Source organism: Sulfurovum sp. XGS-02 (assembly GCF_023213175.1).
Lineage (GTDB): Bacteria > Campylobacterota > Campylobacteria > Campylobacterales > Sulfurovaceae > Sulfurovum.
In genome coordinates this window covers 1,708,578-1,725,457 of record NZ_CP093312.1, presented here as the reverse complement: position 1 = coordinate 1,725,457, position 16,880 = coordinate 1,708,578, and the positions used below count along the sequence as shown (strand labels likewise).

Genomic DNA, 16,880 nt, shown 5'->3' with positions numbered 1-16,880 from the left:
CGATCATCATATATCAGTGCATACTTTTTTTGAGGTCGCTTATAAATTCAGTGATATCATCATGTAGTGCTTGAAGATCCTCTTCGTGTTCTACTTCATCTGCAAGTATTTCGGAGACGATATCATAAGTGACGATATCTTTATGCTGTGTCATATCTGCGAGCTCTTGATAGACTGAGATAGCACACTGTTCCCCTTTGATCGAATCTTCAAGTATGCTCACGACATCAAAATCTTTTGGTTCTGCATATCCACAGTTCGCATGGGTGAACCACTCTTGCGGATGAAGGAGAGGCGTTCCACCCAGTTGAATAATCCTATCTGCTACCATATTCGCATGTCTGAGTTCATCTGCGGCATGCTGGGTCAGTTCCGCTATCGCTGCATCCTTCATAATACCCTTGATGACTTTTGCTTCAATGAAATATTGATAATAGGCCAACCACTCGTCCGCATATGCTTTATTGAGCATTGTAATGATCTCATTGATCTCTAAACCTTTGATAATCGAATTACCTCTTTTTGCCATACTTGATCCTTTCAAAGTTATTAAGGAAAAAAATTATCCTTTGTTCATTGTAACGCTATTAAACTTAAAGAGAAATAGTGCTTTTTTTAGCTACTAACGAAAAATTGGCTAAAATAGTGAAAAGAGAAGAGAGGCAGAATTTGAAAATAAGATATTTTTTTCTAGCAGTGGTATTGGTAATGTTTTATGGATGTGAACAGAGTGATGTTTCGAAAGCCCGTTTGATGGAAGACCCAACGAAAAAACAGGAGGCGGATCTCTCTGATCAGAAGAGAGTTAAAGAAGTGAATGAAACCTTGGAATTTCAAAAGCTGGTCGGGGCCAATCAGATCACTTTAGCAAAAATCGAAGCAGAAAAACTTCAGAAAATTAAAATATTGGAACTGGAGCAGACAAAACTGCAAGCGCAGGAGAGATCCAAATTAGAGGAAAGTAAACTGGCGTATGAAAAAGAACTGCAGGGGATGAAACTTGCTCAGGAGAAAGAACTAGCTTTGCTTCAGGAGAAACGGCTTTTATCCAACCAGGACGAACAAAACAGACTGTCCCAGATCATACTCATCGTAAGTACATTGGTTGTATTGCTTATTTTGCTACTTCTGCTATGGATACATAAAAAGAATAAAGCTCATGAAGAAAAGATGCAAAAAGAGTCTTTAAGACATGAGGAGTTTATGCAGGCAAGTCAGCAGCATCATGAAAAGATCACAAAAATGTTAGAGATCGTAGTGGATGAAAAGACAGATAAAAATGTCAAAAAAGAGTTGGTGAAACTGCTCAAAGAACAGGGAGAAGACCCGGTTCTTTTATTGGAAGATAAAAAAAGCTAAACGTTAGTTTCCAAACCAGCTTTTCACTCTGTCAAATGCTGATTCGAAAGTACTTTTGTGTGGTCTGCTTTCCACGCCATACGTCTCCTGAAGTTTTTCGAGGAGCTCTTTTTGTTCATCATTGATCTTCTTAGGCAGCACCATACGTACTTGTGCGATAAGTCGTCCTCTTCTTCCGCTATGCACATCAGCCACACCCTCACCATCGAAGACGAACTGCTCCTTATCTTTGGTGCTTTGTTTAAGTTCCAGTTCCAATTCACCATCAAGTGCAGGGATAGAGATCGTTTCACCGAGTATGGCTTGTGTGAAGAACACAGGCACCTCTATATAGATATCGTTTCCGTTACGGATGAAGTTTTCATCTTCTTCTACATGGAATGTAAGGTAGAGGTCACCGCGTTGTCCATTTTTGGCTTCATTCCCATAGCCTTGTGCTCTTAGGCGGTTACCAGAATCTACACCGGCAGGAATATTTACAGTGACTGTGTCTTCTTTTTCATGATACCCTTTACCATGACAGCTTTTACACTCTTCTTTAATGCTTTGTCCCTGACCATGGCATTTTGGACATGTTTGGGCAAACTGCATAGGTCCTTGTCTCATCAAGACCTGACCTTGTCCTTGACAGTAGTCACATGTTTCTAGTTTTGCATCTTTTGCACCCGTACCTTCACATTCGCCACAAGGTGTTTTGTAACGGATCTCTATCTTCTTTTCGCAGCCAAAGACTGCTTCATGAAATTTTAAAGGCACTTCTATCTCAAAGTCAAGTGCATATTTTTGACCCGGGTCTCTTTGCGCTCGTCCAAAACCGCCGAATCCACCGCCAGCACCTCCGAACATAGAGTTAAAGATATCCATGATATCATCCATGTTCGCGCCGCCAAATCCGCCGCCCATGCCGCCTTGGCCTTCAAGACCCGCTTTACCGTAACGGTCATAGATCGCTCTTTTTTCTTCATCGCTGAGTACTTGGTAGGCTTCATTGACTATTTTGAACTTATCTTCAGCTTCTTTGTCATCAGGGTTTCTGTCTGGATGGTACTTCATCGCAAGTTTTCTGTATGATTTCTTAAGCTCAGCACCTGAACAGTCTTTACTTACTTCAAGTACTTCATAATAATCTAAATCTGTCATTGATATATCTCCATAGCTAGGGAATGATTTGGGCGAATTCTACCATAATTTGGTTATAATCACAAAAATATATATATAGGTAGTTTATTATGGTTGTACATATCGTCACATTTAAATTTAAAGAAGAAAATAAAAAAGCCAATATCATACAGGCAAAACAGATGTTGGAAAATCTCATGGGTGCAGTACCGACACTTCGGAGTATAGATGTCGGTGTGAATTTTTCGACGGAAGAACGCGCGATGGATCTAAGTATCATTACAGTATTTGAAAGCAAAGAGGGATTGGATGCTTATGCGATACACCCTGAACATCTCAAAGTGGTTGATTTCATAAAGACCGTTGTAGAATACTCTAAAGTTGTGGATTACGTACGCGCTTAATGAAACACTACAAGATAGAAGCCTTTGAAAACCTGGTGGAGGCCTTTGGTTCTTTACCTTCCATCGGTAAAAAAACAGCGATCCGTTTAGCCTATCATGCGGTGATGGAAGACGGATTTGGAGCGATGAAGCTGGCACATGCCTTGGAAACAGGTGTTAATGCCATTCAAAAATGCAGTAAATGTCACAATATGAGTGAAGATGAGCTTTGTGCTATTTGTTCTGATCCCTACAGAGATACTACAAAACTTTGCATTGTGCAAAGTGCTAAAGACATCTTGACCATAGAAGAGAGTGGACAGTTTGATGGTGTCTATTATGTGGTTACTGAGGTACGTGATCTGGATGAAGCACACCTGTTTTATGCTGTAGGAGGGGTGGATGAGATCATTTTTGCATTTCCTCCGAGCATTGCTACAGATACGATGATCCTTTACATAGAAGATAAGTTAAAAGGTCTTGAGATAAACTTTACCAAGATCGCCCAGGGTGTACCGACAGGGGTTGATCTGGAGAACATAGATGTGATGTCACTCTCACGTGCTTTAGAGGCGAGAGTAAAGATCTAGCAGCATCGGATAGCGAGTCTATTCGCACTTCTTGTCGATGTACTCCTGTACAAATTGACGTACATCAGCATAGACAAAAGAGTCTTTATACCCCTCTATCTTCCCGCCACTTGCATTGGGATGTCCGCCACCATTTCCTATATGGGCAGCCATCGCAGAGACATCCATTTTGTTGTTGCTTCTCAGTGAAAAGTGCCCTCTGAAGTTCACATCCATATAGAAGTCATAGTCATCATTTTCTACCATACAGGCATTTCCTATGATGGAAGTATTGCCTACATTGTAGCCAAGTATACCCTTGTAGTCTTTATAGTGGATGGTAAGGCGTTGCTTGTCTTTTGTGAGCAGGTCTGTGACATAAGAGGCAACCAGGTTGTCTTTGGTGTTGTTCTCCCCCTGTCTAAAAAAAGTTTTTTTGATCTGGTGTAGATCATCATCCAATTCTATCGGTGCATCTTTACTATCGACTCTCTGTTTTGCTGCTTCTATAAGAGAGAGTTTAAAGGCTCTGTCCTCTGCCGGAAATAAAATACGGTTGACCTCTCTTGCTCCGGAGATCATACCCAGCATCACTTTTCCATATTCGAACAGTGTATCCTCATTGAGCCAAATATCTATGGCATTGATCGCTTTTACGATGGTAGCCAGGTCACTGCGCTTGTCAAAGTCATAATGTTGTTGCAGCCAGTCGTAAGTGATCAGCGTAGCACAACGTGTCGTGTCAAGTTTATACCAGGCAAAACGTTCCGCAGCACTTGCGCCTGTAGCATGGTGATCAAGCAGTTGAAGCTTTGCACCGATACGAAGAGCTTCGTTTTCTATCCAGTTACCCTCTTTGGTCGTAAGGTTGAGGTCAGTGATAAGAATAAGTGCTTCGATCTCATCTCCATGTAAAAATTTGTCCTGTTCGATCTTTTTGACGATCTCAGCAAGTCTTGCTGTGACTTCCGGACCGTAGTTTGCATTATAGCAGTCGATAGTGTCGAAACATTGTTCTGAGAGATATTGACATCCGTAGCCATCGAGATCAATATGTGAGAGGTGGTAAACATGTTGTTTCATTAAAATATGCCTTTTTAGGGTTAAATATAAGTGTATTATAACAATGAAGTACTTGTAGGTCTATAGGATAGACCCTGAAGAGAAGTAATTTATGCGGCTTTAAAGTATGTCGCCCAGGGTCAAACCATTTAAAAAGTCATCTATCTTCGTTTGGAAATTGATGAGAAAAGGTGAAATAGCACAACTGCCTATAGTCCCGTTTGGACAGGTACTCGTGTAGCTGGTACAGTCAAAAACAGCAGGCGCTTTACCTTCAGCAGCAAAAATAATATCATTCACACTGATCTCATTCACCTCTTTGGCTAAGATAAATCCACCATGTGCACCTTTACGTGATTCAAGGATACCTTTTTTTGCAAGACTTTGTAAAATCTTTGCAAGAAAACTTTTAGGGATACACAGTTCATTGGCCAACTGTTCTGCACCGATAGGGGTGTCAGATTTTCGTATAGCATCCAAAGAGAGTAGAGCATATTCACTTGCACGGGTCAATAGCATAATAAAACCTTTTTCTTAATTAGGAGTATTTTACTCTAATTTACATTAAAAACTAACATTATAACAAGCATGGTAGATAACAATATTCGTCTAAGCTTATTATGCTATGATTGCGTTCCCAAATAGAATTTTGGAAATTAAATACCAATCAGGAGGTCATTATGGCTTTAGATCAGGCGAAAAAAGCAGAAATTATTGCTAAATATGCTAGAGGAAACGGCGATACAGGTTCAACAGAAGTGCAAGTAGCTCTTATTACAGAGAGAATCAAATACTTAACTGATCACCTTAAAACAAATAAAAAAGATCACTCTTCAAGATTAGGACTACTTAAACTGGTAGGTCAAAGAAGAAGACTTATGAGATATCTTAAGAAAACAGATCTTGCTAGATGGAACGCTATCAAAGCAGATCTTGGTATTAGAAACTAATACTTCACCTCGTATCAGCCTTTGGGCTGATACATTCTATACATATTACATACAAATACATTCCCCATCCAACTCCCCAAACATTTTATTTTACACGTAAGCTACACATCAATTTGATACCCTGCAAATAGACACTTAGGCACTTTTAACTAAGTTTAGTCATATCAACTCAACTAGTACTTGACAAAGGTACGCTCAATGTTGTATAATTGCCGCAAGCATTAGATATGAAGATGCAATATTTATAAAATTCATAAACAAAAGGAGGTCTGTATATGAGTCAAGAGAATGAAAATCTTGAAGAGCCCCAGGCTGAAGAACTCGAAGCGCAGACAGAAGGAGAGGAGACTGCGGAAGTTGATCCCCTTGAAGCTGCGCTTGCAGAAGCTGCTGACTATAAAGATAAGTACCTCAGAGCCCATGCTGACTTTGAAAACTCTAAAAAACGTTTAGAGAAAGATAAAATGAATGCCGTGTCGTATGCAAATGAAAGTTTTGCAAAAGATATTTTAACAGTCATGGATTCTTTTGAAAATGCATTGGCATCAATGGAAGAGAGTGGTGAGAGTTCTGAAGTCTTGGAAAAGATGAAAGAGGGTGTCAACCTTACGCATGAGCAACTGAAAAAGATTTTAGAAAAAAATCATATTAAAGAAGTTTCTTGTGAGGGTGAATTTGATCCAGAAGTGCATCAAGCGATTATGCAAGTGGAAAGTGACGCACATGAAACAGGTGATATCGTTCAAGTGATGCAAAAAGGGTATACGATAAAAGACCGTGTATTGAGACCAGCGATGGTTTCAACCTGTAAATAAGAATAAATAGAATAGTTAAGGATTTAATATGGCAAAAGTATTAGGAATAGATTTAGGGACAACAAACTCTGCAATGGCAGTGTATGATAATGGTGAAGCAAAGATCATTGCAAACAAAGAGGGTAAGAATACAACACCTTCTATCGTAGCATTTACAGATAAAGGTGAGATCCTTGTAGGTGAGTCTGCGAAAAGACAAGCGATCACTAACCCTGAGAAGACGATCTACTCTATTAAGAGAATTATGGGTCTGATGATGAGTGAAGATAAGGCAAAAGAAGCACAAGAGAAACTTCCTTACCACATTATAGACAGATCTGGTGCATGTGCGATCGAAGTGGCAGGTAAAACATATACACCGCAAGAGATCTCTGCAAAAGTTCTTATCAAGATGAAAGAGGATGCAGAAGCATACCTTGGTGAGACTGTGACAGATGCAGTTATTACAGTGCCGGCATACTTCAACGATGCGCAAAGAAAAGCGACAAAAGAAGCCGGAACGATCGCTGGATTGAATGTACTTCGTATCATCAACGAGCCTACATCAGCTGCATTGGCTTATGGTCTTGATAAAAAAGAATCAGAGCAGATCGTTGTTTACGATCTTGGTGGTGGTACGTTTGACGTGACTGCACTTGAAACAGGTGACGGTGTCGTTGAAGTTATGGCGACTGGCGGGGATGCATTCCTTGGTGGTGATGACTTTGATAACAAGATCATCGATTATGTAGCTGAGCAATTTAAATCAGAGACCGGTATTGATGTAAAAGCGGATGTCATGGCGCTTCAGAGAGTGAAAGATGCAGCAGAAACAGCTAAAAAAGAGCTCTCTTCATCGACTGAAACGGAAATAAACCTCCCATTCATTACAGCTGATGCATCAGGACCAAAGCACTTGGTGACAAAGATTACTAGAGCGAAATTTGAATCATTGATCGGTGATCTGGTAGCAAGCACGATCAAAACAGTACAAGGTGTACTTAAAGATGCCGGTCTTAACACTTCAGATATTAACGAAGTAGTTATGGTCGGTGGTTCTACAAGAGTACCGTTGGTTCAAGAAGAGATGAAGAAATTCTTCGGTAAAGAGTTGAACAAATCTGTGAACCCTGATGAAGTGGTTGCACTTGGTGCGGCGATCCAGGGTGGGGTACTTGCTGGTGATGTAAAAGATGTACTTCTTCTTGATGTTACACCACTTTCTCTTGGTATTGAGACACTAGGTGGGGTCACAACAAAAGTGATCGAAAAAGGAACAACGATCCCGGCGAAGAAATCACAAGTATTCTCAACAGCAGAAGATAACCAACCAGCGGTAAGCATTCATGTACTTCAAGGTGAAAGAGAGTTCTCAAAAGACAACAAATCACTTGGTATGTTCGAGCTTAGAGATATCCCGGCAGCACCAAGAGGTGTACCACAGATCGAAGTAACATTTGATATCGATGCGAACGGTATCTTGACTGTATCTGCGCAAGATAAAGGTACGGGTAAATCTCAAGAGATCAAGATCACTGGTTCGTCAGGACTTTCGGATGAAGAGATCGAAAAAATGGTTCAAGATGCTGAAGCGAACAAAGCTGAAGATGAGAAAAGAAAAGCAGTGGTAGAGGCTAGAAACCAAGCTGATGCACTCGTTCACCAAACGAAAAAGTCATTGAGTGACCTAGGTGAAAACTTTGATGCAGCAGAAAAAGCAAGTATTGAAGCGGCTATCGAAGAGCTTGAAACTGTACTTAAAGATGACGCTGCTACAAAAGAGCAGATAGACGAAAAAGTAAAAGCATTGACTGAAAAAAGTCATAAGCTAGCTGAAGCGATGTATGCCAAAGAGCAAGGCGGTGCAAACCCGGAAGCAAAAAAAGCAGACGATGACGATGTTATCGATGCAGAAGTAGAGTAGGACTCAGCTTACCTATATAAGGACAAGAGGCATGGCCTCTTGTCCTTGAGATAAGATTGAAAAGACGAAATAAAGATTTTGTATTTTGAGTTTTATTAATGTCGTAAAATATGACTAGTCGTATGAGCCAACTGCTGACAAGCAACTAAATTGCAGTGTAAGCGAGGCATTAAATGCCGAGTCGTAAGTTGAATCAGCGTTAGCGTTCTATGAATCAAAAGTCAAACGGATGCTGTGCCATCAGCCACAGGTAGGTACCTTCTTCTCCAGTGGCCACATCAAACCGTATGGGTAACTCCGATACCATGGCACGCAAGCTGATACCTGCATCATATTTCATGTCACTTACAAGATCAAGCGTGTATTGGTCATGCACTCTTCCGGCTTCCGCAAACAGAACGACCTGGAACCAATCTACTTTCGCCGGTATCCATGAGATGTCCTTTAGAGGATTGTAGTCGATGATGGCTCTGTATTCTGCAGCAGCGTAGAAGGCTGCCTTGTCTGAAAAACGGTCCTGGTCATAGCCTCTCATTCTGTTGAATCCGCCCAGTCTGGCACCCTCCCACATAGGGGGACGATGTGCATCAAACCCGGGAGAGATCTCTGTATCATTATCCCAGGAGAATGAGTAGCCTGTCCATAGACTTAGAGCCAGCACATTTTGCTTGGTAAATGAAAACGTATCCAGTTCAAAGTATTGGTTGTATGCAAACTCTAAAAAATCCCAACTCTGAAGGGAGTCTCCCCAGCCAAAATCTTTTGAGTATTGCAGTTGGAACTGGTATCCTCTAGCAGGGTTGATATCAAAATCTGTATTATCATGGGTAAGAAAAAATCTGAGTCCATTGGTATTCCATGTAGGTCGAGATGCTCCACTTTTCCACCAAATGGAATCTTGCCACATCTCAGTGTTTTCCGTGTTATCTGTCTGGAAAAATGTCTTTATCCCTATCGAAGTTCTACCTGTGATAAAAGGAATACCGCCTCCGCAATCTTCTCTACCTACACAAAAACCCCCTTCGAGTCTGTAGAGGCCGGCAGGGTTATCTACACCTTCTCCTATAGGGAGTGTGTATCTGAAGGTGCTTGTGAAGAAGTCGGAGTCACCCGAACTGATGTAGGCATCAGCTTTATCAGAGGTATGTGAGCCATCTATATAGTAGCGGTTTTTTGGAAAATAACTTTTTAAACCCATGAAGGAAAAAAAGAGTCGGTCTGTGTAAGGAAGTTTATAGTCTGAAAAAGAGATAAACCCTCCGGAAAAGCTCGCTTCATCCGGCTGATCATTGATGGTAACATCTTGTGGAAGGCCGGTAAAGAGAGTAGCGAGAAATGTAGTTTGAGGTTGGAACAAAGCCCTTTTCATGGCACTGATACCCCCTGCAAACCCTGTAGCATCACTTGAAAATGCATAAGGTAAAAAAATCCATTCTTTGCCTTTTGTTGCATTGCAATCTTCTTGTGCCGCACTTATAAGAGTGGTACTTAACAAAGCAAATAAGAGATATTTTTTATTCTTCATTTTACCATTATACCTAAAATATTACTTTGGATATTTTTAGGTTATAATACAGCTACGATAGCGATAGCATGAAGGATAGAATATGGATATTAAAAAGTGTAGCACACTTGAAGAAGCGAGAAATGAGATCGATAGTGTAGATAGAGAGATAGTAGAATTGATCGCTAAACGCAATGAGTATATTAAACAGATCGCACATTTTAAAACCAGTGTGGAAGAGGTCAAAGCAGAGGATAGGATCTCAGATGTGATTGCCCATGTGAGAGAACAAGCTATTTCTCTTGGCTTGTCTCCTAACCTTATCAATGATCTTTATGTAAGAATGATAGATGAGATGGTGGAGAGTGAGATCTCTGAATTTAAAAATGCACAGAGGTATTAATCTTCATCCTCTGAATCTGTGACTGCATTGACCGCTGAACCCGCTACATCTACAGTCGTATCTACGACAGAACCTGCAACAGAGATAGGTGCTGTTACGACTTGTGTACATCCCGAAAATAAAAGCAGAGTGATGAGCAGATAGAGTGTTGATCTTTTAAGTCTTGGCATGGTGTGGCTCCCTGTAGTGAATGGGCTGTCATTTTGATGCGGGATTATAGCATAAACTTTTTGTGTACTCCTCTACACAAAGAGTATGTTAAAATATACCATTGAATTAAAAGAAGGTTTGGCATGAATATATTATTGCTTGAAGATGATGTGATACTACAGGAGATCATGGAAGAATTCCTTGTAGAAAAGGGATATGAAGTAGAGAGTTTCTTTGATGGTGAAAAAGCACTTGATGCGATAGGCTCGGGTTCTTATGATATGCTGCTTTTAGATGTGAATGTCCCCAACATAGATGGCTTTGAGATACTTTCATACTTACGTGAGATCGGTAATACCACGCCGGCGATATATATCACCTCTCTTGCAGGGGTAGAGGACCTTAAAAAAGGTTTCGATCTGGGGGCAGATGATTACTTGAAAAAGCCTTTTGAGCTCGAAGAGTTGAATGCCCGGATAGAACATATTGTCAGGCTTTACCGTCTACAAGAAGAGATAGAGTTTGACGGTATGAGGTTTATTCCAAAAGCACATCAGATTTTTCTAAAAGAGGGTGTCATCGAGATGAGACAGAAAGAATCACAGGTGCTGGAGTATTTTATCCGTAATATAGGAAAGATCATCTCTTGCGATGAGATCATAGAAAATGTCTGGGATGATGAAAATATTCCTGCACATGCAACGATACGTACGTATATTAAGAATCTGAGAAAGATGTTTGATAAAGAGTATTTTGAGAACATTAAAGGAGAGGGCTATCGTTTTAACATCGTATGAGCGTAAATCACTTTTTAGTTTTTTAGCTGTTTATCTGATATCGGTCTTTATATTACTCGCTATCATAGGGTACCTTTTCTTTGAAAATAACCGTGTTTCTGTGCAAAATGCCATGAAATTTGAAATGATGTACCAGGCACGCATGCTCTCCTCATCCATCATCATGAAAGCCATGACAGAGGATGAACAAGAGGTCATGGATAGAGAAAAGCTCAAACACTTTTTAAAAAATTTAAAACTTTGCCGCTTTCAAACAGGATATTATGATAAGAGTAAAAAGCCCATCTATACGGAATTTGATGATTTTGAAGTGGTCAATAAAGATTTTTTTATCAAAGATAATAGTTGCTATACCGTGACAGAAGACAAGAGCGATCATTTAGGGGTACACTATATCGTATTGAAAGAGAGTAATCTTGCAAAGATCGTACAGAAGATGCGTATCAGGATCATCGGATATTTAGTCCTCTCTTTCATACTGATGGGAATCGTAGGGTATTTTTTAGGCCGCCTGTTTCTAAGACCGGTCAGGGAACAGATAGAGTCTTTGGATAATTTTATTTCAGATACCACACATGAACTCAATACCCCCATTTCTGCCATACTGATGACGATACAGTCTCTGAAAGATATCGAGCCTAAAAAGTTGCAGCGTTTGGAAGCCAGTGCCAAAAGGCTTTCTGTGATGTACAGTTCTCTCACTTACAGGCTTGAGGGTAAGGTGGAGCCTTCAGAGGTATTGAATTTTTCTGAAGTGGTCAAAGAGCGTGTTGAGTATGTGAAGGAACTCATTGATTCCAAGCGTCTGCATATCTCACTGGATCTTGAACCTACAGAAGTTTTGATGCCTAAAACCTCTTCGTGTAGACTCATAGATAACCTGCTCTCCAATGCCATCAAATATTCTGATGTGGGGGATAGTATTTCTATTACACTGAAGGATCATGTCTTAAAAGTGAAAGATACGGGGGTTGGTATAGATAAAAAGGTACAGGATGATATCTTTAAACGCTATTACAGAGAAAATGATGAACGTGGCGGTTTTGGCATAGGGTTGAATATCGTACTTGCTATTTGTAAACAATACAAAATAAAATTGGACCTGGAGTCTGAAAAAGGAGAGGGAAGTACCTTTATACTGACCTTCCCTGTGGCGAAAAAATAACGTTATTCTACACTATCCATAAGGATACCAATGATATCTGTCATGGTGAGGATACCGTAAAGTTCATTGTTATCAATGACCAGTAGACGTTTAATGCTATTTTGTACCATCATTTTTGCCGCATATTTTACATCCAGTTTTGCAGAGACAGAGAAGGCCGGTGTCGAGGCGATGTCATAAACATTGAGCAGATCGATGTCACCGTCTTCTGCAACAATACTTTGCAGAATATTTTTAAAGGTCAAAAGTCCATAGGCGCCATCTTCTGTATTCTTATCTACAACGACAGAGCGTACCCGGTGCTCCTTCATTAACTTCAGTGCTTCCCTGACTGTCGACATTGCTGAGATCACTATCAATTTTTCTTTAGGGGTCATTACCTTTTCTACTAACATTGATTTCTCCTTTATATCATCGATTTGATATCATGTTCAAATTTGTGTAGCTCTTTTGTATCAAGACCTGCGACATGCGTTAATGGTAGGGTAAATGCTAAACCACTATTTTCCGGGTTGTCCAGATCAAACTTTTCACGAAGTAAGCGCATCACTTGCAGTGAGAGTTTTCTTGGTAAGACAAAAAGCAGCACAGAGACATTTTCTTCAAGTGTGAGACCAAAGAATACTTTTTTCTCTTCAAGCCCGATATTTTTTCCATGTAAAATAGTCACAGAACCTGCGCCTGCTCCCTTGGCAGCTTCTATAGCGGCTTCTTCATCTTTATCCTGTATGATAACGATCAGTGCGGTAAATTTCATAATGCTTCTCCTTCAATATTGGATGGTTCTACCTTCTGTTTCTTTTTATAATACTCTGCGTGGATACCATAGCCCATCACAGTAAGCATCGGAAACAGTGAGGCAAATGCAATGAGACCAAATCCATCTATCAGCGGGTCACACCATTCCAAGTTTTCTGCCAATCCCAGGCCCAGTGCTGCAACCAGTGGTACAGTCACTGTGGAAGTGGTAACCCCACCACTGTCATAGGCAATAGGTATAATGTATTTTGGTGCAAAATAGGTAAATATAATCACGAAGATATAGCCTACAATAATATAGTAATGGATAGGATCACCAGCGACGATACGGTATGAACCCAACCCGATCCCGATAGCCACACCAAATGCTACTATTATTCTAAGTATATTTTGTTTAATTTTCCCTTCACTTATCTCTTCTGCTTTAATGGCGATGGCCAACAGTGCAGGTTCTGCCATTGTCGTAGAGAAACCTATAAGAAATGCGAACAGATAGATAAGGAGGTAGTTCTCCATGTCCGTAAGCTGAAAGGCTATGGTCTCTCCTATAGGGAAAAGTCCCATTTCAAGTCCTACGATGAATGCATAAAGCCCCAGGATCACCATAATGATACCTGTGGCAATCTTATGTAAGTGTGCTACAGGTTTTTTGATAATGATATACTGAAAAAAGAATATCACGATAAGAATAGGAGCAACGTCCTTGATCACTCCTAGAAGTTCCATAAAGGTGTCCATCGCAGAAAATGTATAGGCAGTTGCTACAGACTTTGCACTTTCAGTCGCTTCTGTAACTACGGGAGATAGGGAGCTTGTCTCTCCTAAATTGTAAACGATGATACCGTAGATCTGTACAAATATCATAGGTGTCAGGGATGCAAAAGCGATCAGACCAAAACCGTCTATGGCAGGATTACGGCCTTTGATACTTGAAGATAGACCTATACCCAGTGCAGCAACAAGCGGTACTGTAACAGTTGAAGTGGTAACCCCACCACTATCGTAAGCCAGGCCTATGATCTCTCTAGGGGCAAAAAATGTAACGACTACGACTAAGATGTACCCTGTAATGATATAGTAAGCGATAGGGTGTCCCAGTAAGATACGAAGTGTCCCCAGTGCAATGGCAAATCCTACAGAGAGCGCCACGGTCATACGAAGCCAGAATGCATCTACCAGACCATTAGATATCAGTGCGGCTTTGTCTGCGATAGCGATAAGTGCAGGTTCTGCCACAGTGGTTGAAAATCCTATGGTAAACGCAAAAAGCAATAGCCAAAAGACCGAGCCTTTTTTAGCAAAGTCTATGGCCAATCCTTCACCTATGGGGAAGATACCCAGTTCAAGACCACGGATAAAAAGTGCCAATCCTATTGCGACGATCGTAAGACCTATGACAATCGAAGTGAGATTATCAGGCACAGTCCGGATGATGATAGCTTGAAACAGTGCAACAACTATGATAATGGGAAGAAGATCTTTAAAAGAATTTTTTAGATCTCCATAAAATATATGTAAACTTTCTTTCATTGAAAGAAATTATATCTATTATAAGATTATTATATGGTATAAAAGCATAGGTTCCTCTATCGAAATGTAAAACTGTATCCTCTGGTTTCAACTCTCAGAGTTAAGGGGGGGCTAAAACTTAATCGTTCTTGGTTTTACATCCGGTATTGATGCCAAACAGTGCATAGGGTGGACACCATCCGATGATCGCAGTAAAGAGAAGCAATCCTCCAACCACATCCGCAATGATATTGCCATTCATGATTCCCCAGCCCAGGACTGCTGCACCGACTACAAGCCTAATGATTCTATCTACTTTCCCAATGTTACATGTCATGATCGACTCCTTTAATGATGATAGTGTCATTATGACATAGTTGTGAGGAGTAAGTGTGTAACGCATAGTATATCTATCTAGAATATTCAATGTTGTCTCTATACAAAGATTTTTCGGTATGTTTTCATTTTTAACAAGATATTGATATGTAACTGTATTACAGGAATGTGAAAATAATTTAAAAGTATTTTTTTGTTTTTATTTTAATAATTGTTATCAATTTAATAAGCTCTTAAGAATTCTTTTGATAAATTTCCGCTTAGATAATAATTTAGATAATAATTATCAATTTAAAAGAAAAAAGAAAAGGGAATACAAATGAAAAGATTCACTACGGCATTAAGCCTAGCGGCTATATTGGCAACTGGAGTTCAAGCAGCATCATTAGAGGAGAGAGTGGCAGCATTAGAAGAACAAAACACAGTACTTACAGAAGAGGTACTTGCTACACAGACAGGTGGATTTACACTGGTAGATACACAAAAATCTTACAGCGGTATGGGACCGGCAGCCTCTAAAGTCTATTTTTCTAAAAATCCGCTCTCTATAGGGGGATATGGTGAAATGTATTATGCAAATCCAGAGGAGGGTGGTGATTATGCAGATGTCTATAGATTCATTACCTATTTCGGGTACAAGTTCAATGATTGGATCGTACTGAATACAGAAATAGAGTTTGAGCATGGTGCTAATGCAGATAAGGGAGGTGAAGTTGTCGTTGAGTTTTTATATCTTGACTTCTTGCTCAGTGAACAGGCCAATCTAAGATTGGGACATGTACTCACTCCAATGGGTCTTATAAACCAAAGACATGAACCGACACTTTTCAACACCGTACAACGACCGGATATTGAAAAATACCTTCTTCCAAGTACCTGGCATGAAAATGGTGCATTGGTTTATGGTAGATTTGACACTGCAGACATTGAATATACGGCAGGTGTGATCAATGCATTGAATTTGAATAACGACAAGACTAAAACACCAGATGGGTCTTGGATAAGAAGCGCAAGATTAGGGTCAAGTGAAAAAGCATCATTTGAACCGGCATTTGTAGGTCGATTGGATTATACAGGTATCAACGGACTGACGGTGGGTGCTTCTGTCTATTATGGAGATGGCTCAAATGTTAAAGATGATACTGCTGATGTCTCTGGGCTTACAACAACGATGTTTGATATCCATGCGACGTATGACAATGGTCCGTTCTCAGCGTATGGGCTTTATACACAGACGAACCTGGATGGGGCAGAGAACTTAAGTGGGACAGCTGTTGAAAAAGCAAGCGGTTATTATGTGAATGCATCTTATGATCTCTCTTCTTTGGTGGGACTTGATTATAAGTTACCGGTTTTTGCACAGTATGAAGATTATAACCCGGTAGAAAAGACGGTAGATGGCTTGAATGAAGATACATTTCAGACAGAAATTGTTACAATCGGCTTAAATTTCTTCCCTGCAGATCAGGTGGTACTTAAGGCTGACTATGCGATGAAAGAAGTAAATAATGTAGACAGTAATACATTTTCTTTCGGTCTAGGCTTTATATTTTAATACGTGGATACACAATGAAAAAAATCTTTTTTACACTGCTTCTCGGGACACTTCTTTCCCAAAGCAGTGTTGCCGGCAGCAAAGCATCTGTGGATGAGGTGATAAAATCTTCATTTACAGGGGTCAGTACGATAGAGCCCAAGCAGATCATACTGACAAAAAAACAGTTTTCCCAGGTACAGTCCAGAGCGAAGGCAGCTGTGAGAACTAAAATTTATCGTTATTACGATATTAAAAGTAAGAATGAAAGATTGGGGTATGCAGTACTCATTTCAAGAAAAGTAAGAGGGAAGAAAGCCACTGTACTTTATGCATTTGACAACTCTGGTACTTTGAAGTTTACCGAAATTATGGCATTTGGCGAACCGCCTGAGTATATACCGAACAAAACATGGATGGGTCAGCTTCAAAATAGAGATGCATCAGCGACACTGACTGTAGGAAAAGATATACCGACGATCAGCGGTTCCACCCTCTCGGCAAGGTCGATCACCGAGGGTGCAAGAGTGGCCAGAGCCATTTATGAAATTATTTTGAAGTAA

At 40.2% G+C, this 16,880-nt stretch carries 21 protein-coding genes; 11 read left to right on the top strand and 10 right to left on the bottom strand.

The features are described from left to right. Positions 1-13: 13 nt before the first annotated feature. On the bottom strand, positions 14-529 hold the full coding sequence (locus MN086_RS08560) for a ferritin-like domain-containing protein (RefSeq protein ID WP_248575596.1): 516 nt from the start codon (positions 527-529) through the stop codon (positions 14-16). Between the two features lie 140 nt (positions 530-669). On the opposite strand from MN086_RS08560, the gene MN086_RS08555 reads away from it, so the two are divergent. Beyond that, entirely contained in the window at positions 670-1,359 is a 690-nt protein-coding gene (locus MN086_RS08555; RefSeq protein WP_248575595.1) for a hypothetical protein, read from the top strand. A 3-nt stretch (positions 1,360-1,362) separates the two neighbouring features. On the opposite strand, the gene dnaJ is transcribed toward MN086_RS08555, so the two are convergent. Next, positions 1,363-2,499, bottom strand: a complete 1,137-nt coding sequence (dnaJ, locus tag MN086_RS08550; RefSeq protein ID WP_248575594.1) for a molecular chaperone DnaJ — start codon at positions 2,497-2,499, stop codon at positions 1,363-1,365. Positions 2,500-2,588: 89 nt separating this feature from the next. Between dnaJ and MN086_RS08545 the strand changes: the two genes are divergently transcribed. Beyond that, the gene (locus tag MN086_RS08545) at positions 2,589-2,882 is read left to right on the top strand and encodes a Dabb family protein (protein ID WP_248575593.1); all 294 of its coding nucleotides are present in this window, start codon (positions 2,589-2,591) and stop codon (positions 2,880-2,882) included. After that, positions 2,882-3,451 carry a recombination mediator RecR gene (recR, locus tag MN086_RS08540; RefSeq protein ID WP_248575592.1) on the top strand — a complete coding sequence of 190 codons (570 nt, stop codon included), beginning with the start codon at positions 2,882-2,884 and terminating at the stop codon, positions 3,449-3,451. Before MN086_RS08545 ends, recR begins: the two co-directional genes overlap by 1 nt. Before the next feature lie 18 nt (positions 3,452-3,469). Here recR and MN086_RS08535 read toward each other — a convergent pair whose 3' ends face one another. Both MN086_RS08535 and MN086_RS08530 read right to left on the bottom strand, forming a co-directional pair. Then, positions 3,470-4,513, bottom strand: a complete 1,044-nt coding sequence (locus MN086_RS08535) for a DHH family phosphoesterase (protein ID WP_248575591.1) — start codon at positions 4,511-4,513, stop codon at positions 3,470-3,472. 99 nt (positions 4,514-4,612) lie between these two features. Next, positions 4,613-5,011: an Rrf2 family transcriptional regulator gene (locus MN086_RS08530; protein ID WP_248575590.1), complete on the bottom strand. Its 399-nt coding sequence runs from the start codon at positions 5,009-5,011 to the stop codon at positions 4,613-4,615. 161 nt (positions 5,012-5,172) lie between these two features. On the opposite strand from MN086_RS08530, the gene rpsO reads away from it, so the two are divergent. From rpsO to dnaK, 3 genes are all read left to right on the top strand, one after another. Continuing rightward, complete coding sequence (rpsO, locus tag MN086_RS08525; protein ID WP_248575589.1) at positions 5,173-5,442, top strand: 30S ribosomal protein S15; 270 nt, start codon at positions 5,173-5,175, stop codon at positions 5,440-5,442. A 275-nt stretch (positions 5,443-5,717) separates the two neighbouring features. Then, the gene (gene grpE, locus MN086_RS08520; RefSeq protein ID WP_248575588.1) at positions 5,718-6,257 is read left to right on the top strand and encodes a nucleotide exchange factor GrpE; all 540 of its coding nucleotides are present in this window, start codon (positions 5,718-5,720) and stop codon (positions 6,255-6,257) included. A gap of 28 nt (positions 6,258-6,285) precedes the next feature. Continuing rightward, on the top strand, positions 6,286-8,160 hold the full coding sequence (gene dnaK / locus MN086_RS08515; RefSeq protein ID WP_248575587.1) for a molecular chaperone DnaK: 1,875 nt from the start codon (positions 6,286-6,288) through the stop codon (positions 8,158-8,160). Between the two features lie 214 nt (positions 8,161-8,374). Here dnaK and MN086_RS08510 read toward each other — a convergent pair whose 3' ends face one another. Next, complete coding sequence (locus MN086_RS08510; protein ID WP_248575586.1) at positions 8,375-9,685, bottom strand: BamA/TamA family outer membrane protein; 1,311 nt, start codon at positions 9,683-9,685, stop codon at positions 8,375-8,377. Positions 9,686-9,767: 82 nt separating this feature from the next. Between MN086_RS08510 and MN086_RS08505 the strand changes: the two genes are divergently transcribed. Beyond that, a complete protein-coding gene (locus MN086_RS08505; RefSeq protein WP_248575585.1) occupies positions 9,768-10,067 on the top strand; it encodes a chorismate mutase in 300 nt (99 codons plus the stop codon). Here the strand turns inward: MN086_RS08505 and MN086_RS08500 are convergent. After that, the gene (locus MN086_RS08500) at positions 10,064-10,237 is read right to left on the bottom strand and encodes a DUF6726 family protein (RefSeq protein WP_248575584.1); all 174 of its coding nucleotides are present in this window, start codon (positions 10,235-10,237) and stop codon (positions 10,064-10,066) included. The genes MN086_RS08505 and MN086_RS08500 overlap by 4 nt on opposite strands. 123 nt (positions 10,238-10,360) lie before the next feature. Here MN086_RS08500 and MN086_RS08495 point away from each other — a divergent pair, with 123 nt between their 5' ends. Both MN086_RS08495 and MN086_RS08490 read left to right on the top strand, forming a co-directional pair. After that, entirely contained in the window at positions 10,361-11,014 is a 654-nt protein-coding gene (locus MN086_RS08495; protein WP_248575583.1) for a response regulator transcription factor, read from the top strand. Next, the gene (locus tag MN086_RS08490; protein WP_248575582.1) at positions 10,971-12,179 is read left to right on the top strand and encodes a HAMP domain-containing sensor histidine kinase; all 1,209 of its coding nucleotides are present in this window, start codon (positions 10,971-10,973) and stop codon (positions 12,177-12,179) included. The genes MN086_RS08495 and MN086_RS08490 overlap by 44 nt, the downstream gene beginning before the upstream one ends. A 2-nt stretch (positions 12,180-12,181) precedes the next feature. On the opposite strand, the gene MN086_RS08485 is transcribed toward MN086_RS08490, so the two are convergent. The 4 genes from MN086_RS08485 to MN086_RS08470 form a co-directional block, all read right to left on the bottom strand. Beyond that, positions 12,182-12,574 carry a CBS domain-containing protein gene (locus MN086_RS08485; protein ID WP_248575581.1) on the bottom strand — a complete coding sequence of 131 codons (393 nt, stop codon included), beginning with the start codon at positions 12,572-12,574 and terminating at the stop codon, positions 12,182-12,184. Between the two features lie 11 nt (positions 12,575-12,585). After that, complete coding sequence (locus MN086_RS08480) at positions 12,586-12,936, bottom strand: hypothetical protein (protein ID WP_008244070.1); 351 nt, start codon at positions 12,934-12,936, stop codon at positions 12,586-12,588. Then, a complete protein-coding gene (locus tag MN086_RS08475) occupies positions 12,933-14,468 on the bottom strand; it encodes a DUF1538 domain-containing protein (RefSeq protein ID WP_248575580.1) in 1,536 nt (511 codons plus the stop codon). Before MN086_RS08475 ends, MN086_RS08480 begins: the two co-directional genes overlap by 4 nt. Before the next feature lie 118 nt (positions 14,469-14,586). Beyond that, the gene (locus tag MN086_RS08470; protein WP_248575579.1) at positions 14,587-14,784 is read right to left on the bottom strand and encodes a DUF2892 domain-containing protein; all 198 of its coding nucleotides are present in this window, start codon (positions 14,782-14,784) and stop codon (positions 14,587-14,589) included. Positions 14,785-15,102: 318 nt separating this feature from the next. Between MN086_RS08470 and MN086_RS08465 the strand changes: the two genes are divergently transcribed. Together MN086_RS08465 and MN086_RS08460 are read left to right on the top strand one after the other, a co-directional pair. Further along, positions 15,103-16,338, top strand: coding sequence for a porin (locus MN086_RS08465; protein ID WP_248575578.1), 1,236 nt, complete (start codon positions 15,103-15,105; stop codon positions 16,336-16,338). Between the two features lie 14 nt (positions 16,339-16,352). Beyond that, positions 16,353-16,880, top strand: a complete 528-nt coding sequence (locus MN086_RS08460) for an FMN-binding protein (protein ID WP_248575577.1) — start codon at positions 16,353-16,355, stop codon at positions 16,878-16,880.